This window comes from Marinomonas gallaica, from assembly GCF_001639745.1.
GTDB classification, from domain to species: domain Bacteria; phylum Pseudomonadota; class Gammaproteobacteria; order Pseudomonadales; family Marinomonadaceae; genus Marinomonas; species Marinomonas gallaica.
The window spans coordinates 76,007-102,325 of record NZ_LTAX01000003.1 but is presented as its reverse complement, the minus strand read 5'-3'; the positions used below and the strand labels follow the sequence as shown (position 1 = coordinate 102,325).

Annotated in this window: 26 protein-coding genes and 1 other RNA gene; 17 read left to right on the top strand and 10 right to left on the bottom strand. The window is 45.6% G+C overall.

Annotation, left to right across the window (positions count from 1 at the left end; genetic code table 11):
- Nucleotides 1-41: 41 nt before the first annotated feature.
- From AYW76_RS04415 to gspM, 11 genes are read left to right on the top strand one after another with little or no spacing between them, the layout of a single operon-like run.
- Nucleotides 42-875, top strand: a complete 834-nt coding sequence (locus AYW76_RS04415; protein WP_067216309.1) for a type II secretion system protein N — start codon at nucleotides 42-44, stop codon at nucleotides 873-875.
- 10 nt (nucleotides 876-885) lie between these two features.
- Complete coding sequence (gene gspD / locus AYW76_RS04410; RefSeq protein WP_067216306.1) at nucleotides 886-2,775, top strand: type II secretion system secretin GspD; 1,890 nt, start codon at nucleotides 886-888, stop codon at nucleotides 2,773-2,775.
- A 38-nt stretch (nucleotides 2,776-2,813) separates the two neighbouring features.
- Nucleotides 2,814-4,322, top strand: coding sequence for a type II secretion system ATPase GspE (gspE, locus tag AYW76_RS04405; protein ID WP_067216304.1), 1,509 nt, complete (start codon nucleotides 2,814-2,816; stop codon nucleotides 4,320-4,322).
- A gap of 2 nt (nucleotides 4,323-4,324) precedes the next feature.
- Nucleotides 4,325-5,524, top strand: coding sequence for a type II secretion system inner membrane protein GspF (gene gspF, locus AYW76_RS04400; protein ID WP_067216302.1), 1,200 nt, complete (start codon nucleotides 4,325-4,327; stop codon nucleotides 5,522-5,524).
- A 40-nt stretch (nucleotides 5,525-5,564) separates the two neighbouring features.
- Entirely contained in the window at nucleotides 5,565-6,026 is a 462-nt protein-coding gene (gene gspG / locus AYW76_RS04395; protein WP_269448092.1) for a type II secretion system major pseudopilin GspG, read from the top strand.
- Nucleotides 6,026-6,508 carry a prepilin-type N-terminal cleavage/methylation domain-containing protein gene (locus AYW76_RS04390; protein ID WP_067216299.1) on the top strand — a complete coding sequence of 161 codons (483 nt, stop codon included), beginning with the start codon at nucleotides 6,026-6,028 and terminating at the stop codon, nucleotides 6,506-6,508. Before gspG ends, AYW76_RS04390 begins: the two co-directional genes overlap by 1 nt.
- Nucleotides 6,489-6,878, top strand: a complete 390-nt coding sequence (gene gspI / locus AYW76_RS04385) for a type II secretion system minor pseudopilin GspI (RefSeq protein WP_067216296.1) — start codon at nucleotides 6,489-6,491, stop codon at nucleotides 6,876-6,878. The genes AYW76_RS04390 and gspI overlap by 20 nt, the downstream gene beginning before the upstream one ends.
- Nucleotides 6,875-7,498, top strand: coding sequence for a type II secretion system minor pseudopilin GspJ (gene gspJ, locus AYW76_RS04380; protein WP_067216292.1), 624 nt, complete (start codon nucleotides 6,875-6,877; stop codon nucleotides 7,496-7,498). The genes gspI and gspJ overlap by 4 nt, the downstream gene beginning before the upstream one ends.
- The gene (gene gspK / locus AYW76_RS04375) at nucleotides 7,495-8,475 is read left to right on the top strand and encodes a type II secretion system minor pseudopilin GspK (protein ID WP_067216289.1); all 981 of its coding nucleotides are present in this window, start codon (nucleotides 7,495-7,497) and stop codon (nucleotides 8,473-8,475) included. The genes gspJ and gspK overlap by 4 nt, the downstream gene beginning before the upstream one ends.
- 8 nt (nucleotides 8,476-8,483) lie before the next feature.
- A complete protein-coding gene (gspL, locus tag AYW76_RS04370) occupies nucleotides 8,484-9,632 on the top strand; it encodes a type II secretion system protein GspL (RefSeq protein WP_156489022.1) in 1,149 nt (382 codons plus the stop codon).
- Entirely contained in the window at nucleotides 9,629-10,141 is a 513-nt protein-coding gene (gene gspM / locus AYW76_RS04365) for a type II secretion system protein GspM (RefSeq protein ID WP_067216283.1), read from the top strand. The genes gspL and gspM overlap by 4 nt, the downstream gene beginning before the upstream one ends.
- Before the next feature lie 35 nt (nucleotides 10,142-10,176).
- On the opposite strand, the gene AYW76_RS04360 is transcribed toward gspM, so the two are convergent.
- From AYW76_RS04360 to AYW76_RS04350, 3 genes are all read right to left on the bottom strand, one after another.
- Nucleotides 10,177-10,749, bottom strand: a complete 573-nt coding sequence (locus AYW76_RS04360; protein ID WP_067216897.1) for a 5-formyltetrahydrofolate cyclo-ligase — start codon at nucleotides 10,747-10,749, stop codon at nucleotides 10,177-10,179.
- A 6-nt stretch (nucleotides 10,750-10,755) separates the two neighbouring features.
- A non-coding RNA gene (gene ssrS, locus AYW76_RS04355) (6S RNA) lies at nucleotides 10,756-10,933 on the bottom strand.
- Nucleotides 10,934-11,056: 123 nt separating this feature from the next.
- On the bottom strand, nucleotides 11,057-11,350 hold the full coding sequence (locus AYW76_RS04350; RefSeq protein ID WP_067216280.1) for a cell division protein ZapA: 294 nt from the start codon (nucleotides 11,348-11,350) through the stop codon (nucleotides 11,057-11,059).
- Nucleotides 11,351-11,493: 143 nt separating this feature from the next.
- Here AYW76_RS04350 and prfB point away from each other — a divergent pair.
- From prfB to hisC, 3 genes are all read left to right on the top strand, one after another.
- Nucleotides 11,494-12,589, top strand: a protein-coding gene (gene prfB / locus AYW76_RS04345; RefSeq protein ID WP_139084476.1) for a peptide chain release factor 2 whose coding sequence is annotated in 2 segments (ribosomal slippage) — nucleotides 11,494-11,565 and nucleotides 11,567-12,589 — 1,095 coding nt in all. Because the reading frame shifts where the segments join, the coding sequence is not laid out codon by codon here.
- 38 nt (nucleotides 12,590-12,627) lie between these two features.
- A complete protein-coding gene (gene lysS / locus AYW76_RS04340) occupies nucleotides 12,628-14,130 on the top strand; it encodes a lysine--tRNA ligase (RefSeq protein WP_067031718.1) in 1,503 nt (500 codons plus the stop codon).
- A 114-nt stretch (nucleotides 14,131-14,244) separates the two neighbouring features.
- Nucleotides 14,245-15,303, top strand: a complete 1,059-nt coding sequence (hisC, locus tag AYW76_RS04335) for a histidinol-phosphate transaminase (protein WP_067216277.1) — start codon at nucleotides 14,245-14,247, stop codon at nucleotides 15,301-15,303.
- A gap of 90 nt (nucleotides 15,304-15,393) precedes the next feature.
- Here the strand turns inward: hisC and AYW76_RS04330 are convergent, their stop codons facing one another.
- From AYW76_RS04330 to AYW76_RS04310, 5 genes are all read right to left on the bottom strand, one after another.
- Nucleotides 15,394-17,310, bottom strand: coding sequence for a putative bifunctional diguanylate cyclase/phosphodiesterase (locus AYW76_RS04330; RefSeq protein ID WP_067216275.1), 1,917 nt, complete (start codon nucleotides 17,308-17,310; stop codon nucleotides 15,394-15,396).
- Between the two features lie 178 nt (nucleotides 17,311-17,488).
- Nucleotides 17,489-18,127 carry an SDR family oxidoreductase gene (locus AYW76_RS04325; RefSeq protein WP_067031708.1) on the bottom strand — a complete coding sequence of 213 codons (639 nt, stop codon included), beginning with the start codon at nucleotides 18,125-18,127 and terminating at the stop codon, nucleotides 17,489-17,491.
- A 135-nt stretch (nucleotides 18,128-18,262) separates the two neighbouring features.
- Nucleotides 18,263-20,152 (bottom strand): 1-deoxy-D-xylulose-5-phosphate synthase, encoded by a 1,890-nt coding sequence (gene dxs / locus AYW76_RS04320; protein WP_067031705.1) that lies wholly within the window; start codon nucleotides 20,150-20,152, stop codon nucleotides 18,263-18,265.
- A 48-nt stretch (nucleotides 20,153-20,200) separates the two neighbouring features.
- On the bottom strand, nucleotides 20,201-21,082 hold the full coding sequence (gene ispA, locus AYW76_RS04315) for a (2E,6E)-farnesyl diphosphate synthase (protein WP_067031701.1): 882 nt from the start codon (nucleotides 21,080-21,082) through the stop codon (nucleotides 20,201-20,203).
- Nucleotides 21,079-21,321: an exodeoxyribonuclease VII small subunit gene (locus tag AYW76_RS04310; protein WP_067031698.1), complete on the bottom strand. Its 243-nt coding sequence runs from the start codon at nucleotides 21,319-21,321 to the stop codon at nucleotides 21,079-21,081. The genes ispA and AYW76_RS04310 overlap by 4 nt, the downstream gene beginning before the upstream one ends.
- Before the next feature lie 170 nt (nucleotides 21,322-21,491).
- Here AYW76_RS04310 and pomA point away from each other — a divergent pair, with 170 nt between their 5' ends.
- From pomA to dapB, 3 genes are all read left to right on the top strand, one after another.
- The gene (gene pomA, locus AYW76_RS04305) at nucleotides 21,492-22,247 is read left to right on the top strand and encodes a flagellar motor protein PomA (protein WP_067031695.1); all 756 of its coding nucleotides are present in this window, start codon (nucleotides 21,492-21,494) and stop codon (nucleotides 22,245-22,247) included.
- Between the two features lie 33 nt (nucleotides 22,248-22,280).
- A complete protein-coding gene (locus tag AYW76_RS04300; protein ID WP_067031691.1) occupies nucleotides 22,281-23,291 on the top strand; it encodes a flagellar motor protein MotB in 1,011 nt (336 codons plus the stop codon).
- A 107-nt stretch (nucleotides 23,292-23,398) separates the two neighbouring features.
- Nucleotides 23,399-24,202, top strand: a complete 804-nt coding sequence (gene dapB / locus AYW76_RS04295) for a 4-hydroxy-tetrahydrodipicolinate reductase (protein WP_197467763.1) — start codon at nucleotides 23,399-23,401, stop codon at nucleotides 24,200-24,202.
- Between the two features lie 58 nt (nucleotides 24,203-24,260).
- Here dapB and AYW76_RS04290 read toward each other — a convergent pair whose 3' ends face one another.
- Nucleotides 24,261-24,743, bottom strand: coding sequence for a MarR family winged helix-turn-helix transcriptional regulator (locus AYW76_RS04290; RefSeq protein WP_067031688.1), 483 nt, complete (start codon nucleotides 24,741-24,743; stop codon nucleotides 24,261-24,263).
- A 165-nt stretch (nucleotides 24,744-24,908) separates the two neighbouring features.
- Entirely contained in the window at nucleotides 24,909-26,318 is a 1,410-nt protein-coding gene (locus tag AYW76_RS04285) for a cryptochrome/photolyase family protein (RefSeq protein ID WP_067031685.1), read from the bottom strand.
- Nucleotide 26,319 lies beyond the last annotated feature (1 nt).

Here is a 26,319-nt window from a genome sequence, read left to right as displayed (position 1 = left end):
AAAGGGCAACTCATCCGCTAAATCTTCATTAGGTTGCGCTCGTGCCTTGGAAATCTGTTGAAAAATATGCCGTCAGGCTAATTATTTTTGCTGCTGTGACAGCTTGTGCTGTTGCGGTGGGTGCAAGTTTTGCTCGATGGTATTTTCCGACAACGGCTTTTTCATTGGCTGCTCCTTCAAATGTCACATCTGCATTAGATTCCCCTGCAATAAAGCTGAACGCTGAATTATTTGGTGCTGTTCCCATTGCACAACAAGCATTAAAGCCAACCCAGCTTAAATTGTCTTTAGTGGGTGTGTTGCCAAGTCAAGATCCAACCGATGGCGTTGCAATAATACGTTCGCCTAGTGTTTCTGATGCTACTTATGATGTCGGGGCAGAACTCCTGCCAGGCGTAAGGTTAGTTGGGGTTTATGATGACTATGTCGTGATTGATCGTGCTGGGAAAATGGAGTCGTTGTTTTTGGTGAATACATCTGACGATGATCCTAATAATGCGTTATTTGTGAGTACGGATACTGTTCAGCAAGCCTCAGGTGGTGAACGGCATCAAACGGACGTCGTTATAGCGGGAAAACAGAGTGCAGACGAGCGATGGAAGTCAACCTCCCAAGCATTTTTGGATCAGCCAAAAGCGTTTCTAGAGGGCGTAGGCGTCACTATAACCAGTGAAGGGTATCAATTAAATCAGGGTAATGCATTGAGTCAATTTGGTTTGCAGCCAGGTGATAAAATTGTCTCGGTAAATGGCGTACTACTGAAGGATGCAACACCAAGTGTTGAGGCAATGAAAGCGTTGCGCAACGCTGAAAATTTGCGTGTTGAAGTGGAACGCAAAGGTAAGCGCTTCATTATAAATGTTTCAACCCATTAAAGGATAAACCATGTTGCCTCTGGCGATTAGAAAACTCATTACGGCTTGGTTTTGCGTGATTGCTCTGGGCGCAAACATCAGCGTGGCGCAAACGTGGCAAGTGAATTTACAGCAGGCTGACATCGGTGTCTTTATTCAGCAAGTGTCAAAAATGACGGGTAAAAGCTTTATTATTGATCCGCGAGTGAAAGGTAAAGTCAGTGTAATTTCCAGTCAAGAGCTGAACGAAGAGGCGGTGTACCATCTTTTGCTGTCGGTTTTGCGCGTGCATGGTTTTGCTGCGGTAGAAACACCCGATGGCGTAAAAGTTGTACCGCAAAATATTGCTAAACAGAGCGGCGTAGATTTTGACAGTCAAGGCATCGCTGCCGGGGGCTTGTTGGTTACACGCATGATTCCTGTCAAGCAGGCGACAGCCTCGGAATTGGTTCCTATTCTACGTCCTTTGATTCCACAATATGGTCACCTTGCGGCGGTAGACAGCGTTAATGCTCTGATTATCAGTGACCACGCCGATAATATTCGTGAGCTAGAATCTCTGATTGAGCGATTGGATAACTCTAATGAAGGGACTGTTAGAGTGATAGGACTTAATCATGCGTGGGCGAATGACATTTTAGACCTGCTGACTGAGCTTAATAGCGGCTCTGCCGGTCCTGAAAAACAGTCTTCCTCTGCAATACTCAGTACCAAAGTCATTGCAGATGATCGTACCAATCGTATGGTACTCAAGGGGGAAGCGGAAGAAATAGAGTCATTAGTTCACTTGATTCAACAATTGGATACGCCAACAAAATCTTCCAGTCGCTTATCTGTTATTCCACTTCGCTATGCGGACGCGCCAAAAACGGCTGAATTAATCAGTGGCTTAATGGGAGCAAATGGCTTAACGGAAGGCAGTGTCAACCAAACTATTTATGTTAAAGCAGATGAGGACTTGAATGCCTTAGTCATTCGTGCAAATCCTAATGTGTTGGTTGATATACAGTCTGTTTTAAAGGAGTTGGATGTGCCGCGTGCGCAAGTATTGGTAGAAGCCATTATCGCGGAAGTGACCATGGATGATGCGGAAGCATTTGGTTTTCAGTGGCTTTTCGGTGATGTGTCGGATTCCTCTTCTCCTGTCTTTGGGACAAATTTTAATGCCGCTGGAAATAGTATTACGGAGATTGCAACGGGGATAGCAACAGGGCGCCCGACGTTGAGTAATGGTTTAACAGCGGCAGGTATCCGCTTTAACAGCAATGGCGACTTAAATTTAGCGGGCATTTTGCAGGCCATTGAAAGTAACTCTAATGCCAACCTGCTTTCGACACCCAAAATCATGACGCTCGATAACCAGACCTCTAAAATCCTAGTGGGTGAGACCCGTCCGTTTCAAACTGGTGGTTACGCCGACAGTAGTAGTAATGCGTTTGTCACCACGACCCGTGAAGACATAGGTCTGACGTTAGAAGTCACGCCGCATATTAATGCCGGCGACGAAGTGCGTATGGAAGTATTACAGATTGTTGAAGCCGCATCAGCGGAGCCCAGCTCACTCGGCACGATTACCACGAAACGAGAGATTTCAACCACAGTGATCGCTGGCAACCGTCGTACTATCGTGCTTGGTGGGTTGATTGAAGATAATGTAATAGAAGTACAGCAGAAGGTGCCATTGTTGGGGGATCTACCAGTTATCGGCGCTTTATTTCGCAGTACTTCTCATGAGAATCAAAAGAAAAACTTGCTGGTATTCATTCGTCCAACCATTCTTCGTTCTCAGCAAGATATGCAGCAGGTGACGGATGATAAATTCAATGCATTTCGCAGTATTGAAATCTCTCAAGGGTTCCCGCTTACACGTCCAGAGGCTCTGAATGATCGTTTCGATGCACCTTATACGGTGGCACAGTAGTTTTTAACATTATTGGAGGTGACTCCTAAGGCTGAACTTTGCTTACGCTCAATTACGCTTTTGTAAAAGAACACGGTGTGCTGCTTTTTGAATCACGAAGCGGTTTGACTCTGGCTTATAAAGCAACCACTGCCCTTGCGGCGATTAACGAAGCACTTCGCTTGAGCCCGTTAGCGCCCAATCTTACCCTCTTAGAAGGCCCAGACTTTGAGCGCCTTGTGGTGCAGTATTACCAGCACGAAGGCCAGCAAACGTTAGCCAATGTAAGCGCTTTTGATGATCACTATGACTTAGAGAGCATGGTTGAATCGATTCCAGAAAGTGAAGATTTGCTTGAGCGAGAAGGGGATGCTCCGGTTATTCGGTTAATCAATGCGATCCTAAGCGAAGCGTTGAAAGACGGTGCCTCGGATATTCATATAGAAACCTATGAAAAGTTGCTGAAAGTGCGTTTCCGTATTGATGGCATGTTACAAGATATTATCTCCCCGAAACGTGCCTTAGCCCCCATGCTGATATCGCGAATTAAAGTGATGGCGAAGTTGGACATTGCCGAGAAACGCGTGCCTCAAGATGGTCGAATTTTATTAAGAATTTCAGGGCAAGATACAGATGTACGAGTATCGACGTTGCCCTCTGCCTACGGTGAGCGAGTGGTGATGCGGCTCCTGAGCAAACGTGTTGGGCAAATGGGCTTAGAACATTTGGGTATGTCGTCAGCGGATCAAGCATGCCTTGAACAATTAATCACTCGTCCAAACGGCATTGTGCTAGTCACTGGACCCACTGGTTCCGGTAAAACGACCACGCTTTACTCTGCATTGAATCACTTAAACAATGGTCATCATAATATTATGACTATTGAAGATCCCATTGAGTATCACGTAGAAGGGGTGGCGCAGACTCAAGTAAATCTTAGAGCAGATATGACCTTTGCTAGAGGGTTGAGGGCGATTTTACGTCAGGATCCAGATGTGGTGATGGTCGGCGAAATACGTGACCGCGAAACAGCGGACATTGCCGTTCAAGCGTCTTTAACGGGTCATTTAGTGTTGTCTACTTTGCACACCAATAGTGCGATTGCTGCGATTACACGTTTACAAGATATGGGCGTTGAAAGCTTTCTGTTGTCCTCAAGTGTGGTAGGCGTTGTGGCACAACGTCTGGTACGTCGCTTATGCGACGCATGCAAAATACCGGTCTCGTTGGATGAGGCCAATCTGGCTCATTTTAATTATCATGCATCGCCTTCGGCCCTTTATGCAGCGAACATTCAAGGATGTGACCAGTGTCATCAAGGTTACCGCGGACGTCTTGGGGTATACGAGGTCGTGCCAGTCGGTCAGGAGCTCCAGCAATTGATTCACAATGGTGTTGGAGAGTATGAGCTTGAGGCGTTAATTCGAAAGTCTCGCCCAAGCTTACGACAAGACGGTTTAGATAAAGTATGTCAAGGGTTAACCTCTTTAGAGGAAGTGCTTCGTGTGACATCAGAGCATAGCTTGGATATCTTAAATCCAGATGCAACAAGCAGCGATGGGCATTAGTCATGGCGGTGTTTGAATATCGTGCGTTAGCGCCATCAGGCGCCAAGCAGAAAGGTGTTTTGGAAGCGGATAATGAACGTCACGCTCGGCAAAAGCTGCGTGACTTAGGGTTGCTACCACTTGAGCTTCATAATGCCAAGCCAAGTGCTCGACTCGTATTTCAACGCCGTTTGTCTGTTCGAGAGCGTGCGTTGCTAGTTCGCCAGTTAGCAACATTAATCGATGCAGGGCTGCCGATAGAAGAAGCCATTTCAGGCGCGGCCGCCCAAAGCCAGCAGCGTCATATTCGCTCCATGTTGTTAGCCATTCGGGCACGCGTACTGGAAGGTTTTTCATTAGCGCAAGCCTTAGATACGTATCCTAAAGCGTTTCCAATGTTGTTTCGTGCCAGTGTTCAAGCAGGTGAAGAATCAGGCAAGCTCGCTACGGTTTTGCTGGAATTATCCGAGCATTCAGAACGCGAACAGAGCAATCAGCAAAAACTAAAATCGGCACTTTTGTATCCTGCTTTATTAACGCTAGTGGCCATTGCGATCGTCGGTTTTTTGTTAGGCTCGGTGATGCCGGATATTGTCGCCGTATTTGAGCGCCAAAAAGCTGATTTGCCGACCTTGACTATCAGTATGATGTCTCTAAGTAACTGGGTCGTTACATGGGGCGACAGTCTTCTTGTAGGGCTTGTTATCATTTTGGTCAGTTATCGGCTGTTGTTACGTCATGAGCGTTTTAGGCTTCGTCGTGATGTCATGTTATTTAATTTGCCTGTTATTGGCCGGATGATTCGTGTGAGTTCTATGACGCGCTATGTGTCGACGCTGGCTATGCTGTTTAGAAGTGGGGTGCCATTAGTGTATGCGATGGAGATCGCTAATCGGGTTGTCTTAAATCACTCTGTGCAATGCTTATTGGGTCGTGCTCAGGTACAAGTAAAAGAAGGTGTGTCGTTAACAAAAGCGCTTAAAGAGACGCAGTTAGTGCCGCCTATGATGATGCAACTGATTGACAGTGGCGAGCGCAGTGGTGAGCTGGCGGGGATGTTGGATAAAGCGGCTAAGCAACAGTCCGAACAAAGCCAATATCAGATGAATAACTTTATGACACTGTTTGAACCTCTCATGTTGTTGATTATGGGGGCGGCCGTCATGTTGATTGTGATGGCCATCTTGCTACCTATTATGAATATGAATCAGTTGTTGAACTAATGCAGTTTCAAATACAGACAAAGAACAAAGGAAGGCATCCATGAAAATGGTTTCGAAGCATCGTAAACGCTCTTTAATTGCAAAGCGACAGGCTGGTTTTACGCTGCTTGAATTAATGGTCGTTGCGGCAATTTTAAGCTTGCTGGTGGCGTTGGTCGCCCCAAATATTTTGGGGCGTTCGGATGATGCTAAGGTGGCGGTTGCTAAAACTCAATTACGTAATATCGTCTCGGCGCTGGATTTATACAAGCTTGATAACGGTCAATATCCATCTACAGCACAAGGGTTACAGGCGTTAGTTAATCGCCCCACGGGGTACCCAGAGGCGCGTAATTGGAAACAAGGAGGGTATTTATCAAGTGTGCCTCAAGACCCTTGGGGTTTTGACTTTCTTTACATTAGTCCCAGTGCTCAAGGTGAATACGAGCTTGTAACGTTGGGGGCGGATGGCCGCGATGGTGGCGAGGCGGATGCGTCAGATATCAGTAGCCGAGATCTGTAGTGACACTTAAAAGTGGGCGGCAAGGTTTTACTTTATTGGAATTACTGGTAGTGCTGGTGATTTTAACGGTGATGACCAGTTTGGTAGCGCCTAATTTAGTTAGGATTGCGGCAAACAGTCGTGCTAATAGCGAAGCCCATTCGTTGCAAAAAACCTTACAGCGTGTCTTTGATCAGCAATGGATGTCTCGGCAAACCTCCTTTTTACAGGTGGATCAGGAGCAGCTTGTATTATGGCAAAACGTTACAGGAACATGGCGACCCGCTGAGGTGGTGTATACGTTTAATAATGAGTTGGACTATGAGCTGTCATTTAACAAAAACCGTTTAAGTAGTGCACAGCAGACAGTCAATATGTCGGTGCCAATGGCCTTGTTCGTTTTAGAGTCGGGGGAGTATTTGCCCTTTCGTTGGCGCGTCGTAGAAGGTGACCATCAAGTGACAGTCGTTGGGGATGGCTTAAATGTTCTTTCGGTGGAGTAAAGTTACTGGGTTTACTTTGATCGAAGTGCTGGTTGCGCTGGTTATTTTGGCGTCTGTGGGTGTGGTGTTAATGCAGACCAGTGTTACTGGGACGAAGCAAAGTGACTATTTAACCGAGAAAATACTGGCCGCTTGGGTTGCTGAAGACCGGGCGACTGAGTTGCGTTTGGCTGTTCGATTAGGGCAACCCTTAGAGCTAGGCGACGTATGGACTGAGCAAGGAACGTTACGTTTTCGTACTCGGGTGTTGAAAATCGAGCAGACTGAGTTTCTGCAAACGATCGAGGTTTCAGTCTTTTATCCATCGGATGTGGATCAACCACTGTATCGTTTAGAGTCTTTTCTACCGCGCGAGGCATCAATTTTATGAGGCCCAATAAGCGTGGTTTTACCCTGATAGAGCTACTGGTGGTGGTGTTCATAACCGCAGTGATGGGGGGGGTTGGTTATCAAATGCTCGGAACGTCTGTGCGGATGTCTGACACCACTGCAGATCATACGAAGGAACTAAATCAACTCAGCCGAGCGATGAACTGGCTGGAGAGAGACGTCACACAATATATTGGCAAACCAGTACGAAACGAATTGGGCGAGACTCTACCAAGTTTGATGGTCGCCGATCAAGCACTAAGCTTTACTCATTTGGGGCGCTCGAATGCGCTTGATAAGACGCAGTCACAGCTACAGCGGATCGCGTATCAAGTCGTCAATAATGGACTGCAGCGAGTTGTCTGGCCAGTATTAGATCAAGTAGAGAGCTCCACGCCTCAAATACAAGAGTTAACACCAGCGACTCGTTTTTCAGTTCAGGTGCTTACGACAGAGGGGTGGTATGAGCAATGGCCAATCAACTCTTCACTGCTAGGACAAGAGCGTTCGTCTATAGCCATAGCGCTCCGTATAACCTTAGATACGCCTAGATTTGGGGGTATAACGCGCTTATTTGAGTTGCCCCGTGGCGTATCAATGCAGCGAAAGGAGGAGCAATGAAATCCTCTCAAAATGGCGTTGTAGTGCTGGTCGCTTTAATGGTGTTTGCTGTTGTAGCGACCTTGTCTATTCAGGTATTAAATTATGTCGAGCAGAGTGTTGCGGTGGTATCGAGAGTCCAATCGGACATAACAGTACGTCATCGATTATTAGCTGGAGAGGCGTGGTCGTCAGCGTGGCTTGCCCAACAGTTGCATGTATCGGACCGACTGGCATCACCGGATACAAGTCGCCCGTGGCATTTAGCGTCGCGCGAGTTTGTGCTGCAAGAAGTGCCTATACAAGTGGACATGATAGATCGGCAAGCCTGTATTAATCTGAATGATCTGGCTGACGCCAATCGTACCAAAGCTGTTCAAGATCGGTTACTGCGCCTGTCATCTGAGTTATCTCTTTCTGATGAGTGGGTGTATTTGGTTAAAGATTGGGTTGATAACGATCAAGTGTTGAGTGCAGCCTCTAGTCATGAGGATGAATACTATGCAGGGTTGCAACCCGCCTATCGAACGGCGGATTCGCTCTTGGCTGATGTTTCAGAGTTACGGTTACTACCGGTACCCGAGCAAACCTGGCTTAGGTTGATGCCTTATGTGTGTGTGCTACCTCAAGATAGTGCGATCAATATCAACCGATTAACACCGCCGTTATTACGTGCTTATTTCCCCGAATTGACAGAGCGAAAACGGCAGGCATTAGAGGCCCGTATTGCCTCGGCGGGTTTTAGTTCGGTTGAAGAGTTAACCAACTGGCCAATATTAGCTGATCAAGCATTACAAACGCAGGATTGGTGCGTACAAAGTAGCACATTTGAAGTGTTGATTACGTTAAAGGATGGGGCACACCAGCGTTATCTAAGAACAGTACTTAGGCAGGATGAAGAAACGGGTATCGTGGTGCCTTTATCTCGCTCCTTTATTGCCTTTGACGTATTATCGAAAGCTTTAGTAAACGAACAAATACGATTACCAAACGATTGAGAGATGCTGTGCAAAGATTGATGATTCAGCTACGCGAAACGCATTTAGGACATGGCCACTGGGTGTATGACTGGTGGTGTTTTGATGACCAAAAAATGATACAGCAAGGTATGGTTGAATCTAATACTGAGATGGCGGCATTGTATCAAGAAATGGCGTCTAAACACAGTGATTTACGTGTTTTTTTCTTTCCTCCACATCATCGTTTTCATGTTCGTAAGCTGGCCGTGACCAAACATCAGCGTCGCCATATGGACAAAGTGCTGCCATATTTAATGGAGCCTTATTTAGCGCAACCGATTGAGTCATTGGCGTTTTTTTGGGTTCCTGACAGCCCCAATCAGATCTGGGCAATGACGATGGATAAATCGCTATTGGCGGATTGGCAAGCAGATCTACAAAGTATTAGTCGCACTACAGGCGTCATACTACCACTGCAGTTCGTAGTCTCACATCAAACTCAAAATGGCGCTGCGGAAGTATTGGGCGAGCGTTTTGAAGTCAGTCAGGATCAACTGTGCTGGCTACCTGAAGAGCTGTCGGCGACTCATCCCCCAACGACGATTAGCCAAGTCTATGATTTAGACAGTCTAAATGAGGCGTTGGCTCAGGAAACGCAATGGAAACGGTGGCGTATAGGTGAAATAAAAGAAATCACTGAGGGCGTGAAGATAACGGCTCCCCGTTGGCAATGGGCGGCTGGGTTGGTCGTGGTCGCTTTGGCGGCGCAATGGTTGAATAGTGAGCTCGCTACGCAAGAAATAAATTCGCAAGCGTTGGAGGTTGAACAAGCTTCTAATGAACTGTTTTTAAGTCTGGTGCCGAGCGCTGGGCGTGTTGTGAATTTGTCTCGACAGTTGGACGCACGCTTACAACAAGCCTCGCAGCAACAAGACCAGTCAACGCACTGGTCTGCCTACGAACTGCTTGGCAAGCTTGGTGATTTACAAAAGACGTTAAATATTGAGTCCGGTTTACAGCAGGTGACATTGCGTCAGCAAGTATATCGTTTTGAATGGTTGGCTGCGTCGCGAACTGAATTAGAGCGTATACAAACCTTTCTAGTGCAGCAGAATGTCTCGATCGAATTGGTTCAATGGGCGCGGCAAGGTGAGCAATACTTGGGTGTGTACCGAGTACAAGGGGTGACGAGATGAAAAGCTGGTTTGTTCAACAGTTGCAGCAGAGTACTGTACTGCAACGCATGATGATTTCTTTTCAAGCTAGAAGCGCACGAGAGCGCCTTCTTATTCTTGTTTTGGTATCTGTATTTGTATTAGTGATGGTTTTTTATACGACCATTGAGCCTTCTCAAGTGGCACACCAGCAAGCAATCACTCGATTGTCCAATGCTCAAAACCAATACCAGCGTCTTGTAATGGGTGCCGATGTGCTGGCTCAAGCTCGACCTGAGCAGGTATTAGAAGATCGGGACACGAATGCGTTACGTAATGTCTTAACACAAACAGCAAACCAAGTGGGTTTTGTGGCAGATCGTATTCAGGTGGAAAGAGATGGGCGCATTCAGGTGTGGTCGTCGCGCGTGCCATTTACGGTTGTGTCAGCATGGTTCGAAGCGCTGCGTGAGCAGCGCGTAATCATTGAGAGCATGCAAATAGAAAAAATCGAGTCAGGGCTAGTCAGCTTACGGATCACGTTGGACTAGTCCTGTCTTTCATAAAAAAGAAAGATACTCTCTGATTAGTTCGAGCAGGTAATATAGCGGCTAGGCGTTAAAATACCACTTAGCGATACATCCCAAGACTCAATTGGTAGTTGTTCGACTTCTTGGCAATCATGTGCCAAACCAATTAAATGGGTCCGCTCAGCCTTGTTTTCGAAGGTGCGATCATAAAAGCCGCCACCCATACCTAAGCGCCCACCTTGTGCATCGAAGCCTACTAGTGGCATCAGCACAATGTCCATCTCCGCACCGGTAGCCGGTGTAAGGTCGACAGGCTCAAGAATGCCAAAGCTGTTTGTTTGCCATTGACTGTGTTCGTCATAACGTGCAAACAGGAGTGCCTTGCCATCTAGAACAGGAAGATAGACGTTTATTTGGTTGTTCCAGCACCAGTCACAGATGCTGCTAGGTGAGACTTCACCATCGTTGGTGAGATACAGGGCAACATTGGCCGATGTCGGTAGAGAGGGGGCTAAGGCTTGTAAAAATTCTTTTTGTAAAGCATCTGCAGCATGTTGTTGCTCTGTGTCGGAGAGTTGTTTGCGTAGCAGGCGAAGAGATTTACGAAGCGTTTGACGATCTAAAGACATAAAAAAGAGTTTCCCAAGTTGCCGTTTCGACTATTGGCCTTGAACCCAGTGGTTCAAGGTGGAAATAGCTGAAGCTCTTTAGGCTTTCCGACGCACGGACATGCTCACCGAACTTACAGCATCTTTCCGGGGGTATACTCATAGGCTCAAGGGCGTTAAGCCGTTCCGAACAACCCAGGAAACACCGCCAGTATAGGGGAGACGATATGAAAAATCACCCTAATAATCTTGTGAGGTGGGGTGTTACTTGAAGAATTTTCGTGAACAAAACGCTTGCTAAACGCTGTAAAACCTATGATGAAAACTATTAGCTAACTTTAGTCTGTTGGCCCAGAGCCGAATCCAGCTGTGATGTTAGCTCGCGAAGTTGCTGCTCATTAGAGCGAGCGTAACGACGGCTCGATAGCAAATCATAAGTAATGTTTAAAGCGGTAATAATAGCAATTTTTTCAAGACCGACCGCCTTGCCACTTGCGCGAAGCTCACGCATTTGGGCGTTCAGATATTCTGCGGCTTCTTTTAATTCTGCCTCATGACCTTTCGGGCAGTTGATATTGAAAGGCTTGCCCAGAATGTCGACAGCAACAGTTGGCTTTTCCATAGTATCTCCGACAGCTAGATAAGTGTTAAGTGAGTTGAATTTCCATTATTTTCGCAACGAATAACATTTTATGCCGCTGGTAAATTCGTTACAATTGATGATTCGCTAAATCCACCCTAAATTTATAGTAAATTGACGAAAAAATGGAAATTAATCCGATTGTTTCAAAGATAAAAGACCTTTCCGAACGAACTCAGGTACTTCGGGGGTATCTTTGACTACGAGTCAAAGAAAGAACGACTAGAAGAAGTGAACCGTGAACTGGAAGATCCAGACGTTTGGAACGACCCAGATTACGCTCAAAAGCTAGGTAGAGAACGCTCAACACTTGAGGGTGTGGTATCCACTATCGATAATATGGAAACGGGCGTTGAAGACGCCTCGGTATTATTGGATATGGCCGTTGAAGAAGACGATCAAGACTCAGTTGACGCCGTTCAACTTGAGCTTGAAGAGCTTGAGACGCAATTGGCGGCGCTAGAATTTCGACGTATGTTCTCCGGTGAAATGGATCCGAACAGTGCATTTTTAGACATTCAGTCTGGTTCGGGCGGTACTGAAGCACAAGATTGGGCCAATATATTGCTGCGCATGTATTTGCGATGGGGTGAAGATAAAGGCTTTAAAGTGGAACTGCTTGAAGTCTCCGCAGGTGAAGTTGCAGGCATCAAATCAGCGACGGTACGTTTCGAAGGTGACTATGCATTCGGTTGGTTACGGACTGAAACGGGCGTTCATCGTCTAGTGCGTAAATCGCCTTTTGACTCAGGCAATCGTCGTCATACGTCTTTTGCATCGGTGTTTGTTTCTCCGGAGATTGATGACAACGTTGATATCGATATTAATCCATCAGACTTGCGCATTGATACCTACCGCTCGTCAGGTGCTGGTGGACAGCACGTGAACACGACCGATTCCGCGGTACGTATCACACACGAACCGTCTGGTATTGTGGTTCAGTGTCAAAACCAACGCTCGCAACATGCTAACCGTGACTTCGCTATGAAACAGTTGCGTGCGAAATTATACGAAATGGAAATGCAAAAGCGTACGGAAGCCGCTCAAGCGCTAGAAGACACTAAGTCTGATATCGGTTGGGGAAGCCAAATCCGTTCTTATGTATTGGATGCCTCTCGTATCAAAGATTTGCGTACCGGTGTGGAAAGCTCCAACACTGGTGCCGTACTTGATGGCAATTTAGATCAATTTATTGTGGCGAGCCTTAAACAAGGCCTTTAGTGCACTAAAACCTTTTGACAAGAGTACCTTACAAGATCATGTCTAACGAAACTCAAAACGAGACCAGCGTAAATTCTGAAGATAACCGTTTAGTTGCCGAGCGTCGCGCTAAGTTGGCTGCCATTCGTGAAGAGCGTAATGCTTTTCCAAATACCTTTCGCCGTGATGCTTACGCTGCTGACCTACAGGCTGAGTTCGCTGAGCTAGAAAAGCCAGAGTTAGAAGAAAAGAACCACGTGGTGAGCATTGCGGGTCGTATCGTTCGTAACCGTGGCGCATTTATGCTGCTGCAAGATATGAGTGGTCAAATTCAAGCTTATGTAAACCGTAAAGCGCTTGATCCAGAGCTTTTGAAAGACATCAAAAGCTGGGATTTGGGTGACATCATTGGCGTAACTGGTCCAGTGCATAAATCCGGTAAAGGCGACCTTTACGTTGACATGCAGTCTGTTGAGCTGCTGACAAAATCGTTACGTCCATTGCCTGATAAGCACCATGGCTTGGCTGATATGGAAATGCGTTACCGCCAGCGTTACGTAGATTTGATTGTAAACGAAGAGTCTCGCAATACGTTTCAAGTACGCTCGAAAATCATTTCTACTATTCGTCGCTTCTTAGAAGATCGTCGTTTCATGGAAGTGGAAACACCTATGCTGCAAACCATTCCTGGTGGTGCATCGGCACGTCCGTTTGTAACCCACCACAATGCGATGGATATGGACATGTTCCTACGTATCGCACCAGAGCTTTATTTGAAGCGTTTAGTGGTTGGTGGTTTTGAGCGCGTTTTCGAGATTAATCGTAATTTCCGTAATGAGGGCGTGTCGACACGTCATAACCCAGAATTCACTATGATCGAATTCTACCAAGCTTATGCGGATTACAAAGATCTTATGGATCTGACGGAAGAGATGCTGCGTACAGTATCTGAAGCGGTTCTAGGTAAAACGGTTGTTCAGTACGGTGAATATGAGTTTGACTTCGGTGCGCCATTCACACGTATGACCATGCTTGAAGCAATCTTGCACTACAATCCTGAGCTAACGGCGGATGACGTTTCAACGGTTGAAAAAGCGACCGCTGTTGCGAAGGCATTGCATATTGACGTGAAGCCAATCTGGGGTCTTGGTAAGTTGTGGACAGAGATCTTTGAAGAGACGGCAGAAAGCAAGCTGATTCAGCCGACGTTTATTACAGAATACCCTGCAGAAGTATCACCGCTGGCACGTCGTAATGACCATGATGAGTTTATTACGGATCGTTTTGAATTCTTCGTAGGGGGGCGTGAGATCGCTAATGGCTTCTCGGAGCTTAACGATGCTGAAGATCAAGCAGAGCGTTTCCGCCGTCAGGTGGAAGAAAAAGATGCGGGTGATGATGAAGCGATGCATTACGATGCTGATTACATCAATGCATTGGAATACGGTCTCCCACCAACGGCTGGTCAGGGTATTGGCATCGACCGGTTGGTGATGCTGTTTACCGATTCGCCATCAATTCGTGATGTGCTATTGTTCCCTCATATGCGCCCTCAGGACTAATTGAGGCGTCTCACGTAGCACACGTTTGATTTTGTATAAGGCCTCTTTTGAGGCCTTATTTTATGGTTTTAAAAACTTCTTAACGGTTAAATTTTTAAAAAATGGAGCGTTGAAATGAGTCGCTTTTGGACGGATAAAATTGCATCACTGGACCCTTATGTGCCAGGCGAGCAGCCACAAGATAAGCAATACATTAAACTAAATACCAATGAAAGCCCGTATGGTCCTTCCCCTAAAGCGTTGGCAGCGATGCAGGATCAGGTGAGTGAAAAGTTACGCTTGTACCCTGATCCAAATTGCCAAACACTGAAAAATGCGTTGGCAAAGACGTATTCGGTAGATGCGGATCATGTGTTTGTCGGCAATGGCTCTGATGAAGTGCTGGCGCTGGCGTTCATGGGCTACTTTGCAGGTGGTAAACCGTTAGCGTTTGCAGACATCACCTACAGTTTTTATAAGGTGTACGCGAACTTATATGGCATTACACCAGATATCGTGCCGCTGAACGATGATTTTGATGTGGTGCCAAGTGACTACGAAAATCTGGATGTTTCAGGCATTGTAATTACCAACCCAAATGCACCGACAGGTAAAGCATTGCCGTTAGCAGACATTGAAAAAGTACTGCAGTCGAATCCTGATATTGTCGTTCTTGTTGATGAGGCGTATGTGGATTTTGGTGCGCAAAGTGCTGTGACGTTAGTTGGCCAGTATCCGAATCTCATGGTCGTGCAAACCTTGTCGAAGTCGCGTGCCTTAGCGGGTATACGAGTAGGGTATGCCATTGCTCAGCCAGAGTTAATTGAAGGTTTAGAGCGTTTAAAGAACTCTTTCAACTCTTATCCTGTTGATCGTATTGCACTAGCCGGCGCGACAGCAGCGGTGGAAGATACGGATTATCTGGAAGAAATTTGTCAAAAGACTGTCGCAACACGCGAATGGACGACAATTGAGCTTGAGGCATTAGGCTTCCAAGTTTTACCATCAGCGACGAACTTTGTCTTTGTGACGCATCCTGAACGTGAAGCGGAGTCATTGTACTTAGGTCTAAAAGAGCAGGGTATTTTGGTGCGTTACTTTGGTAACAAACCTCGCATCGGAGATTTCTTACGTATTACGATTGGTACGGATGCTGAAATGGCGGCGTTAGTTGCTAGGTTAAAAGAAATTTAACGGTCGACCCTATCGAACTCGATATCTATTTATTTTGTGCTAAAGCGCAATTAATGAATATTGAGTTCGATGATTTCTGCTAGAAAAAAGTTAAGTTAATTGACTTAACGGTGCGGGTCTTGCGTAAAAATACCCTTGTCGATAACTAATCCCCAACGCATCTAATTGGAATGCTTGCTCCTGTGTTTCCACACCTTCGATTAAGCATTCCATATTAAGGTTTTGACAAAGGTCGCGAATGAAGCGAATGGTGTGAGGGTCGTTCTCGATATTATTAGTAAAAGCTTTGTCTATTTTAACGAAGCTCGCAGGGATTTGGCTCAAATAGGCAAGGGATGAGTAGCCAGTACCAAAGTCATCAATAGCAAAAACGAATCCTAAATCACAAAGTTCCAGTAATATGTTGTGGTCTTTTTCTAAGAAATTCACAAGTACACTTTCTGTCAGCTCCAGAACAATATCGCTCGCTTCTGTTTTAGTCTCTTCAAGAATAGCTTTGATATCATCCAAAAAATTTAGCTGCGTCAGATGTGCGCCGGAAATATTGATGCCAACTGCAAAACTGTCTTTATGATGCTTCTTGAGGTTTGGTAGGTCTAAACAGGCACGACGAATCACCCAATTTTCTAAAACGGCGATTCGCCCTGTTTCTTCAGCGGCGCAGATCAATTCAAGTGGAGGGATGTTGCCTAACGAAGGGTGTTGCCATCTAAGCAATGCTTCAACACCAGCGACTTCAGTGGTAGAGGTTTTATAAATGGGTTGATAGTGAAGATTTAGTTGGTTGTTTTCAATGGCGCTTTCTAGCTCTTTAATGATGAGGCTACGTTTGAGTTGATGCTCTTCCATGCCCGGAATGTAGCTTATGAATCGGTTTCGTCCGCTCCGTTTTGCCACATAAAGCGCTGCATCAGCATAGATTAATACTTGTAAGGGGTCATTGGTTATGTTGTCGTTGTTGTGCGCAACCCCGATGCTCGCTGAAATTAAGGTACGGTGTATATCATCCAGTTGCATGGGTGAAGATAGCTTTTGCACTAACTTATTAGCGATAGTCTCACGTTGCTCTTTTGGTAAATCTTCAGGAATGATTAAGACAAATTCATCACCTCCCAAGCGGGCGCAGACAGAATTTGAATGCATAGAGTTCTGTAAGATCTCAGCGACTTTTACAAGTAAGGAATCTCCAACGGAGTGTCCATAGCTGTCATTAATGGGTTTAAAACCATCAAGATCAATATAAAATAAGGTGTAGGGTAGGCCATGAATATCCTTCAGCTTATTTTGTAAACCACGGCGATTGAGTAAATCTGTTAACGAGTCTGTAATAGAGGCGTGGACGTATTTTAATTCGCTTATTTTTCGTTCATTTATGTCGTTCAATGTGGCAATGACACTTTTCGCATGAATGTCTTTGCTAAGCTCTAACCTATGCCAGCGCTTCCCTTTATTGGTGGGCAATAAGTAATCATTTTCGAACAGAGATTCTCCTGAGAAAACAAAGGACTCAAGATCAATTTCTTCGGGAAATAGGTCTGAGAATGTCTGTATTTCGTGGCCAAATTGGTCTTTGAATGGAGGGTTGAAACTTAGTAAATGACCTTCATTATTAAATAGGCCTAAAATAGCACTCTTTCCGACTTCGCCAACATAACGATTTAGAATGTCTGAATGGATCCCCTCGGCGAGCATTGCTGTACGGTTGCCTTCAATTTCTACGCCGCTGAACCGCATAAATACTTGTTTATCGATGCCTTTTGGAGAAATGCGCCACCAACAGTCTATGATTCTTCCTGCCTCAAAGTCGTTTAAATAGCCAAGCAGTGTTTGAGTAACAGCATCGGAACTTTCTGATTTAAAATCTCGACTTATTAGTTCATCTAAGTCATTGGCTTCCCACAGATTCAAGGCTGCATTATTGGCCCAATATACTTGGAAATTTTGAACGTCATAGATCCATATAGGATTTTTTATACTATTAAGGCTGAAATCCTCAAATCTTTGCAAGTCGACTCCTTCCTATGGGCCTTTGAGCAAATGGTAGTGGTTAGCGTGCAAATATAGTGCACATTAGGGTGGAATGAAATGCTAGTTAAGCATTTATTAAAAGAATAGATACTTAAATTTGGGAGATATAGGGCTAGAGTCACTGTTGAATGTGTAGTCTAGCCCTAATTCTAGAAAATCAGCCTAATATTCGTTCAATAGTTTCGTGACCTGAAAATAATTCAACTACTTTGATCTTCGTCGAATCATGTTCAACACAGTAGCAAATAGCATTGGCAACATCCGCTCGCGATATACTAGTGTCTTCACCAATGCTTGGTCGATCACAAGTAAATCCGCCTGTTGCTGGCGTGTTGGTGAGTTTTCCCGGGCGCAGCACAGTATAAGGTAGGCTGGCTTTGGTTAGGTACTCATCTGTGATGTGTTTTGCGATCAAATAAGGTTTGATACTTGAGTTGATCTCATCTGGATCGTCTGCACCAAACGAACTTAATTGAATAAAGTGTTCGACAGAAGGCTCTTCCTCAGCGTAATCGATGGCTCGCTTAGCGGCCCAAAGGTCGACTAATAAGGTTTTGTCGAAACCTGTGGCACTGCCTGATCCTGCGACAAAGATAACTTTTTGTACGCCTTCATAGGCATCACAAAAATCGTCTTCTAAATCGACTTTATAAATTTCTAAATTAAGGTGTTCTAGTTCGCTGGCGCGTTGACTGTCTCGTACAATCGCTCGAACAGAATGCCCTCTCTCTATGAGAGTATGGCAAACACGTTGCCCGATTTGACCGGTTGCGCCGATTACCAAAATAGTTTTCATGGTTATTGGCCCTTGTTTTTGAATTTAATTAATCGTAGCCAATAAGTTAGCAGCTAATATGGAGAAATAGTGCTTTCACACTATGTTGATATTTTTCCTAGATTGTTCAGGCGGTGTGCATCACCGCCTGAGATATTAATAAGTCAGGCGTTCTAGTTTTGCTTGAATTTGAGAAAGGATTCCTTCTGGGTCTAAGCCAATACGTTTAAGCATTGCACTATGGCTTGCATGTTCTTCATATCTGTCCGGTAACCCTAGCTGCAGTATCGATGAAGCGATGTCATGGCTTTGCAAGAATTCAGATACGGCAGAACCTGCACCGCCCATGATGGCATTTTCTTCTACTGTGACAAACAACTTAGCATGACGGTAACTTAAAAGAACCTCTTCATCGATAGGCTTAACAAAACGCATGTCGATCAGTGTGGCATTTAACGTTTTAGCAGCAAGTAGAGCGTCGTATGTAGGGCGACCAAAACCGCAAATTACGATATCTGAATTACCTTGATGGAGTATTCGCGACTGCCCAATTTTAACTGTCTCAAGAGTGCTGCTTATTGTAACTCCTTGACCTGTGCCTCTAGGGTAGCGCACTGCAGCAGGGCCTTGGTGTTGGTAGCCAGTGTGCAGCAACTTTCGACATTCGTCTTCATCAGACGGTGCCATCACTACCATACCAGGAATACAGCGCAGATAACTTAAATCGTATGCGCCAGCATGGGTTGGACCGTCTTCGCCGACTAAACCCGAGCGATCAATCGCAAATAATACGTCTAGCTTTTGCAGTGCTACATCATGAATGAGCTGGTCGTAGCCGCGTTGCAAGAAGGTTGAGTAAATGGCAACAACCGGTTTTAAACCATCGCAGGCCATACCCGCAGCAAGTGTTACCGCATGTTGTTCAGCAATGGCGACGTCGAAATAACGGTCAGGGTAACTGTCGGCAAATTCTATGAGATCTGAGCCTTCTTTCATTGCCGGCGTGATGGCAACTAACTTTTCATCTAAAGCGGCTGCATCGCATACCCAGCGACCAAAGATATTGCTGTATTTTGGCAATTTAACTTTTGGTTCTTCAGTATCTGGTTTAGGATCTGGTTCAATTTTATTAATGGCGTGATAGCCAATAGGATCCCCTTCAGCAGGTTCAAAACCTTTACCTTTCTTGGTAATGACATGTAGGAACTGAGGACCTTTTCGGTCTTTAAGATTGCTAAGCGTCTGGGTGAGTAGCTCAATATCATGACCATCAATTGGACCAATATAGTTGAAACCTAACTCTTCAAAGATGGTGCCTGGCGCAACCATACCTTTCATATGCTCTTCTGCTTTGCGTGCCAATTCCAGTGCGGATGGCATGCCTGAGAAAACTTTACGACCCCCTTCACGAAGGTTCTCATAGGTCTTGCTGGCCCAGATTCGAGCTAAGGAGCTTGATAGCGCGCCAGCAGGTTTAGAAATGGACATCTCATTATCGTTAAGGACGACTAGCATGTCTGCCTCAACGTCACCAGCGTGATTCATGGCTTCAAAAGCCATACCCGCCGACATGGCGCCATCGCCAATGATCGCGACTGCTTTGCGGTTTGTTTTCAGTTGGCGAGAAGCGAGAGCCATGCCCAATGCCGCACCAATTGATGTGCTGGAGTGGCCGACACCAAAGGTATCAAATTCGCTTTCTTCCCGTTTTGGGAAGCCAGATATACCGTTCTCTTGGCGAATGGTAAGCAGAGAATCGCGGCGTCCAGTTAGAATCTTATGAGGGTAAGCTTGATGGCCGACATCCCACACTAAACGGTCTTCTGGTGTATTGAATACGTAATGCAGCGCGACTGTTAATTCAATGACGCCTAATCCAGCCCCAAAGTGACCACCTGTTTGCCCAACACTGTAAAGCATGTAGGCGCGCAGTTCGCGAATCAGCGTACTGAGATCTTTCTTATTTAGCTCGCGCAGATCAGCAGGGCTGTCTATTTGATCTAATAGAGGCGTCAAAGGACGCGATGTAGGTATCGTTTCGAACATGGGCACCGGAAGGTCACTTATTCTGTCTTAAAATAGCGATGCATTATATCAGTGGTTGCGGGCAATAATATAGTTAGCCAGCTCTACTAATGGTGTCGCTTTTGGGCCAAATGGCATGACTTGCGCGATTGCGTCGTTGTGCAAGCGCTTTGCGAGTGCTTTAGCACCCTCTAATCCAAGTAATTTAGGATAAGTGGGTTTGTTTGCATCCGCATCGGAAAACTGTGTTTTACCAAGCGTTTCGGTATCACTAGTAATGTCGATTATGTCGTCTTGAACTTGGAAGGCAAGACCAATAGCAGAGGCGTATAGATCGAGAGCATTAAGTTGCTCCGAGTTTTTTACACCGACACTTTGCGCACCCATTCTAACGGCTGCACGGATAATGGCGCCTGTTTTGTGGCGATGCATTAGTTCTAAGTCTTCAAGCGTCATTTCCTTATCGACATTTGATAAGTCAATCATTTGGCCTGTGACCATGCCGTGACGCCCAGATGCCTGTTGCAGTGTTTGTATTAACGCAAGCTGATCATCGGCTTTGCCTAGGTGGTGTTGGCTTAGTAATTCGAAAGCATAAGTTTGTAATGCGTCACCCGCTAAAATCGCTGTCGCCTCATCATACTGTATGTGACATGTTGGCTTGCCACGGCGCAAGGCATCGTCGTCCATCGCAGGTAAATCATCGTGTATAAGAGAATAGGCGTGCACTGATTCGACTGCCGCCGCACTAGCATCTGTCAGCTCATTGGGCTCTGCAAAAAGATGTGCTACGGCATACGTCAGCATAGGGCGAACGCGCTTTCCGCCATTAAAAAGGCTGTAGCGCATGGCTTCTTGAAGCGTGTTTGCTGGTGTGTATGCAGATAAAGTTTGGTCTAAGTAGCGGTTTACGCGCTCACAAGCGTACTGCGAAAATTGCTCTAGGTTCACTGTTCAGGTTCCGGATCAAAGTTTTCTAGGCGCTCGCCTTCATTGGTTTCAAGCAATATTTGTACTTTTTGCTCTGCTTGGGTGAGTACAGACTGGCAATCTTGGCTAAGTTTCACACCCTTTTCAAACGCTTTTAATGCTTCTTCAAGGGATAGCTGGTTAGATTCAAGTTGCGCGACAATGGTTTCCAATTCCGATAGGTTTTCTTCGAAGTGACGCACGCTGGTTTTTCGAGACATAATGACTTCTCTTTTGGTAATCTACAATTTGTAACGGAATTCCGCATAATTCAAGAGCGATGACACTCTAAAGTTACAAAATAGTAACGGTATATTAAGACGCGCCGCTACTATTTGTTTAAAATGAAAGAAGTTAAGTTGCATTATAGCTTTATTCGTAGGAGACGTGTGTGGATATCGCAACGCTAATAGGCCTTGTTGGGGCATTTGCCATCGTATTGATGGCCATCATTTTTGGCGGCTCGGCGGGTATGTTCCTAGACCCTGCTTCCGTACTTATCGTTTTGATTGGTTCTACATTTGTCGTATTGATGCAATACCCATTGAAGCAATTTTTAGGCGCAGGTAAATCCGCTGCCAAAGCGTTCATGTTCAAAAGCATTCCTTTAGATACGTTGATTGATGAAATTTACGGTTTAGCGGACGAAGCGCGTAAAGGGGGATTACTATCCTTGGAAGGGAAAGAGGTCAGTCATCCATTTTTATCAAAAGGCATTCAAATGCTTGTGGATGGCCATGATGGTACAGTCGTTCGAGCGCAGTTATCAAAAGACATGAACCAATCATATACGCGCCATGATAATGGCGCAAAAGTCTTTAAAGCCTTCGGTGATACTGGCCCAGCGATGGGGATGATCGGGACCTTGGTAGGTCTAGTGCAAATGTTGGCCAACATGGACGACCCAAAATCCATAGGGCCTGCGATGGCCGTTGCTCTTTTAACAACATTATATGGCGCCATGCTGGCGAACATGTTGTGTTTGCCTCTCCAAGCGAAATTAACTAACCGTGCCAACGAAGAGTTATTGTGTCAGCAGCTTATTCTAGATGCTTTATTAGCGATTCAAGCCGGTCAAAACCCTCGAGTCTTGGATGGTGCCTTAAAAACCTATATTGCCGAAGGCAAACGGACAGAGAGAGAGTAATACTCTTCAGATTAGTAACTGGATTTAAATATCATGAGTGATGAAGAAGACGAAAACGACTGCCCCGAATGTATAGAGGGTCTCCCAGCCTACATGGGGACATTTGCCGATTTGATGTCGTTGCTGATGTGTTTCTTCGTATTGCTGCTTTCGTTTGCTGAAATGGATGTACTTAAATTTAAGCAGTTGGCAGGTTCGATGCGAGAAGCATTTGGTGTGCAAAAGCAGATTGAAGCGGAATCTATTCCTATGGGGACTTCGATCATTGCGCAGGAGTTTAGTCCTGGGCGGCCAGAGCCAACACCGATTAACGAAGTAAAACAAAAAGCAGATGATGTTCCTGAAAACACTCTAGAAGTGATGTGTAAACCGGATTCTGCTCAATTAAACGAGCAAGACGGTGCAGGACAGCCTTCGCCGAATACTGCGGTCGATATGTCGCAAGCAGATATGCAGCGGGAACAGCAGATTCAGCAGACTGAAGAAACGGCACAACAGGTGGCGTCGGTCATGCGTGAAGAAATTTCTAAAGGAACTGTTGAGGTTGAAACGCAAGAAAATACCATCACGATACGCTTAAAAGATAAAGGGTCTTTTCAGTCGGGGTCAGCTGAGCTGAACTACGACTTTATTCCAATTATCGACATGGTGCGTGACTTATTGGTTGGTTTAGATGGCAGTATTGCGGTAGAGGGTCATACAGACAATATTCCAATTGATAGTCGACGGTTCCGCTCTAACTGGCAGTTATCATCGGCCCGAGCAATTTCTGTGGCGGAAGAATTGTTTGCAACAGGGCAACTTGAACAAAGTCGCTTTTCTGTAACGGGCTTTGCAGATACCCGGCCCCTTGTTCCAAATGATACCGCTCAAAATCGCGCTACTAATCGTCGGGTTGAAATTGTTATACGTCAAAATGACTTAGCGCGTCCGAATGTGATTGAGCCTGAATATCCACCAGGGTTAGGTGATGAACCAGATACGAATGATCTATTTACCGAAGGTGATGGTGGGTTTGAGTTAAACCCGAATGAAATTTTCTAATGACATAGAACCAAAAAAGCGACGTGATACGTCGCTTTTTTGGTTCTTCTGATGCGCTTTTAGAGGTTTTTTGCTATGGTTCTTGGCAAAATTTTTTGAGGATTTTAATGATGCGAATTGCAGTAATCGGCGCAGCTGGCCGCATGGGTAAAACATTAATTCAAGCCATTACCGATGCAGACGGTGTTAAGCTTGGCGCGGCCATTGTTGAGCCAACGAGTTCTTTGTTGGGCGCAGACGCTGGTGAAGTAGCAGGCGTTGGCAAGTTGAGCGTCAGCATTGTGAGCGGCATTGAGCAATGCATTAATGATTTTGATGTACTTGTTGATTTTACGACGCCAGAGCTGAGTGTTGGTAATGCTGCTTTTTGTGCTAAGCATGGCAAATCAATTGTCATCGGCACAACGGGTCTTAACGATGAGCAAAAATCTCAATTAGAAGAAGCTGGCAAGCAAACGCCTGTTGTTTTCGCACCTAATATGAGTATTGGCGTTAACCTGACTTTGAAGTTGTTGTCTCTAGCGGCTAAGATCCTTGGTGATGATTATGATGTTGAAGTGATTGAAGCGCACCATCGTCATAAAGTAGATTCACCATCGGGCACAGCATTGCGCATGGGTGAAGTGGTTGCTGAAGCCTTAGGTCGTGATCTGAAAGAATGCGCTGTTTATGGTCGTGAAGGCCAAATTGGTCCACGCACGCAAAAAGAGATTGGCTTTGAAACCATCCGCGCAGGCGATGTTGTAGGCGAGCACAGTGTATGGTTTGCCACAGAAGGTGAGCGTATTGAGATTGCTCATAAAGCCAGCAGTCGTATGACCTTTGCTAAAGGCGCAGTTCGAGCTGCAGCGTGGTTAGAAAGTAAACCTGCCGGCCTATATGACATGCAAGATGTTTTAAATCTTAAATAAAGACGTAGAAGAGTAAAAGGCCGCTTATGCGGCCTTTTTTGTTGCTCATCAATTCCAGTTAGTGCGAACCTGGAGCGTTAATATCGAGTAACGGTGCAGCGTCTAGCTTTTCTGCGTCCATCATTACAGCAACACGCTGTAAAGAAGATAGAATTTGTGTCTGTTCCCAGCTTTGCAGCGATTCAAATTCAGAAATGAATTTTTCATGCAGCAGCGGCGGCGATGTTAGCAATACGTTTCTACCTTCTTCGGTAAGGCGTGCGTTCACAATGCGTTTGTCTTTTTGCGCGCGTACGCGCTCAACTAGCTTTCGTTCTTCTAAACGATTTAGGATCGTTGTCACGGTCGCTTGACTCAAAGATACATTGTCAGAAATTTTGCGTACGGTGACGTCTCCGAGCTCCTCAATGGCACGTAACACCATGATTTGAGGGATTGTAAGACCACACGCTTTTACTATTCGTTTAGATTGAAGGTCTGTTGCACGAATGATGCGGCGCAAATGAACGAGGACGTCATGTAGATGTTGTTGTTCGGGCATATAACACTTGTTTTGATGTCTGAGGTGTCTGTAAAGACGCGCATTATAGAGAGAACTTCCAGCAGGATGAACCCCTTGGGGGCAACAAACTCTCTAAAGTGGATTAATTAGACTTCAAAATAGTGTCCGAGCCAGTAAAAGTCAATGAGTAGACCTGCCCTGAGTCTACTCATTCTCCTTTTTGAGGTTTTCAAATGCCGCTATGGCGTGTTGTCGAGCTAACTTATAGTCGATTACTGGCTCTGAATAATTGCATTGATCACGAATAGCACTACTTGGATTATGAATGTTTTTGGCTGGAATACTCTTTAGTTCAGGAATAAATTTTTTGATAAAGGTGCCGTCTGGGTCGAATCGTTCAGATTGACGCGTCGGGTTGAATACTCGGAAATAGGGGGCGGCGTCACAACCGGTTGATGCGCTCCATTGCCAACCGCCATTATTGGCAGCGAACTCACCATCAATTAACTTGCTCATAAAATATGCTTCGCCTTTACGCCAATCGATTAGCAATAACTTGGTTAGAAAGCTCGCTGCAATCATGCGTAGTCGGTTGTGCATCCAGCCTGTTTGATTGAGTTGGCGCATGGCTGCATCAACGATAGGGAAGCCAGTATTTCCTTCACACCAGGCCTTAAAGCCCGCTTCATTATTGTTCCAAATGACGTTCACTGTTTCAGGCTTAAAAGGGAGTGACTTAGATAAGTCAGGAAAAAAGCCCATTAGTTGCTTATAAAAATCTCGCCAAGCGAGCTCTTTTAACCAGACGCTTGCGTGCCAGTCACGGTTGTCTTGAGAGGCAGAATAAATAATGGCCTCTAGGCACGCTCTTGGTCCAATAGCGCCCAGTGCTAAATAAGGTGACAATAAGCTCGTATTTGGTTTTGCTGGAAAATCACGTAGCTCGTCGTACAGCGCTTCCTTGGTATGACAAAAATGCCATAACTTTTCACGAATAGCTTGATAATCTGCGGGCCATAGATCTTCCCGGTAGCTCGATTGTTCAGAAGGTATGACGAACTCATTGGGCAAAGCCTCCCCTTGTGTTTGCTTATTTGGCAGGTCGTAGGGGGATTGAACATTTGCTGACAATGTCGCCAGCCAGCGCTTATAAAAGGGTGTGAAGACTTTAAAGGGCTGGCCTTGTTGATTCAATACGGGTTGAGAAACGATTAAGTCCGGTGCAAATCGCTGGCATTCTATATTGTGCTCACGAAGATGGTTCTCTGTATTATCATCACGTTGGGCTTCATGAACGGGTAATTCATTTTGCCACCAAACTTGCTGATAGTTCTGCTCTTGGCAGAGCGTTAATAGTGCATTTGGACAGTCCGAAAAACGCCTCAGAGGTAGCACATGGCAGGGGATGTTGAGCTCATGTGCTTGCTGTCGTAGTGTCTGTATGAGTTTTAAGCGTAAGCTACCTTTAGCTGGGGACTCATGGTGCTCATCCCATTGCTCAGGTGTTAAGCATACAACGACAGCCACCTCCCCTTGTTGTTGGGCTTGAGCGATAGCAGGGTGATCATCTAGCCTAAGATCATTTCGGAGCCAAACTAATTGCGTGATTGCCATG

Excerpts from the sequence above, each read along its gene's own strand:
- gspD (WP_067216306.1), top strand. The coding sequence starts at position 886 with ATGTTGCCTCTGGCGATTAGAAAACTCATTACGGCTTGGTTTTGCGTG.
- gspI (WP_067216296.1), top strand. The coding sequence starts at position 6,489 with ATGTTCTTTCGGTGGAGTAAAGTTACTGGGTTTACTTTGATCGAAGTG.
- gspF (WP_067216302.1), top strand. The coding sequence starts at position 4,325 with ATGGCGGTGTTTGAATATCGTGCGTTAGCGCCATCAGGCGCCAAGCAG.
- AYW76_RS04300 (WP_067031691.1), top strand. The coding sequence starts at position 22,281 with ATGAGTGATGAAGAAGACGAAAACGACTGCCCCGAATGTATAGAGGGT.
- AYW76_RS04285 (WP_067031685.1), bottom strand. The coding sequence starts at position 26,318 with ATGGCAATCACGCAATTAGTTTGGCTCCGAAATGATCTTAGGCTAGAT.
- dapB (WP_197467763.1), top strand. The coding sequence starts at position 23,399 with ATGATGCGAATTGCAGTAATCGGCGCAGCTGGCCGCATGGGTAAAACA.
- AYW76_RS04360 (WP_067216897.1), bottom strand. The coding sequence starts at position 10,749 with ATGTCTTTAGATCGTCAAACGCTTCGTAAATCTCTTCGCCTGCTACGC.
- AYW76_RS04325 (WP_067031708.1), bottom strand. The coding sequence starts at position 18,127 with ATGAAAACTATTTTGGTAATCGGCGCAACCGGTCAAATCGGGCAACGT.
- AYW76_RS04350 (WP_067216280.1), bottom strand. The coding sequence starts at position 11,350 with ATGGAAAAGCCAACTGTTGCTGTCGACATTCTGGGCAAGCCTTTCAAT.
- AYW76_RS04290 (WP_067031688.1), bottom strand. The coding sequence starts at position 24,743 with ATGCCCGAACAACAACATCTACATGACGTCCTCGTTCATTTGCGCCGC.
- dxs (WP_067031705.1), bottom strand. The coding sequence starts at position 20,152 with ATGTTCGAAACGATACCTACATCGCGTCCTTTGACGCCTCTATTAGAT.
- AYW76_RS04310 (WP_067031698.1), bottom strand. The coding sequence starts at position 21,321 with ATGTCTCGAAAAACCAGCGTGCGTCACTTCGAAGAAAACCTATCGGAA.
- gspK (WP_067216289.1), top strand. The coding sequence starts at position 7,495 with ATGAAATCCTCTCAAAATGGCGTTGTAGTGCTGGTCGCTTTAATGGTG.
- gspG (WP_269448092.1), top strand. The coding sequence starts at position 5,565 with ATGAAAATGGTTTCGAAGCATCGTAAACGCTCTTTAATTGCAAAGCGA.
- hisC (WP_067216277.1), top strand. The coding sequence starts at position 14,245 with ATGAGTCGCTTTTGGACGGATAAAATTGCATCACTGGACCCTTATGTG.
- lysS (WP_067031718.1), top strand. The coding sequence starts at position 12,628 with ATGTCTAACGAAACTCAAAACGAGACCAGCGTAAATTCTGAAGATAAC.
- gspM (WP_067216283.1), top strand. The coding sequence starts at position 9,629 with ATGAAAAGCTGGTTTGTTCAACAGTTGCAGCAGAGTACTGTACTGCAA.
- gspJ (WP_067216292.1), top strand. The coding sequence starts at position 6,875 with ATGAGGCCCAATAAGCGTGGTTTTACCCTGATAGAGCTACTGGTGGTG.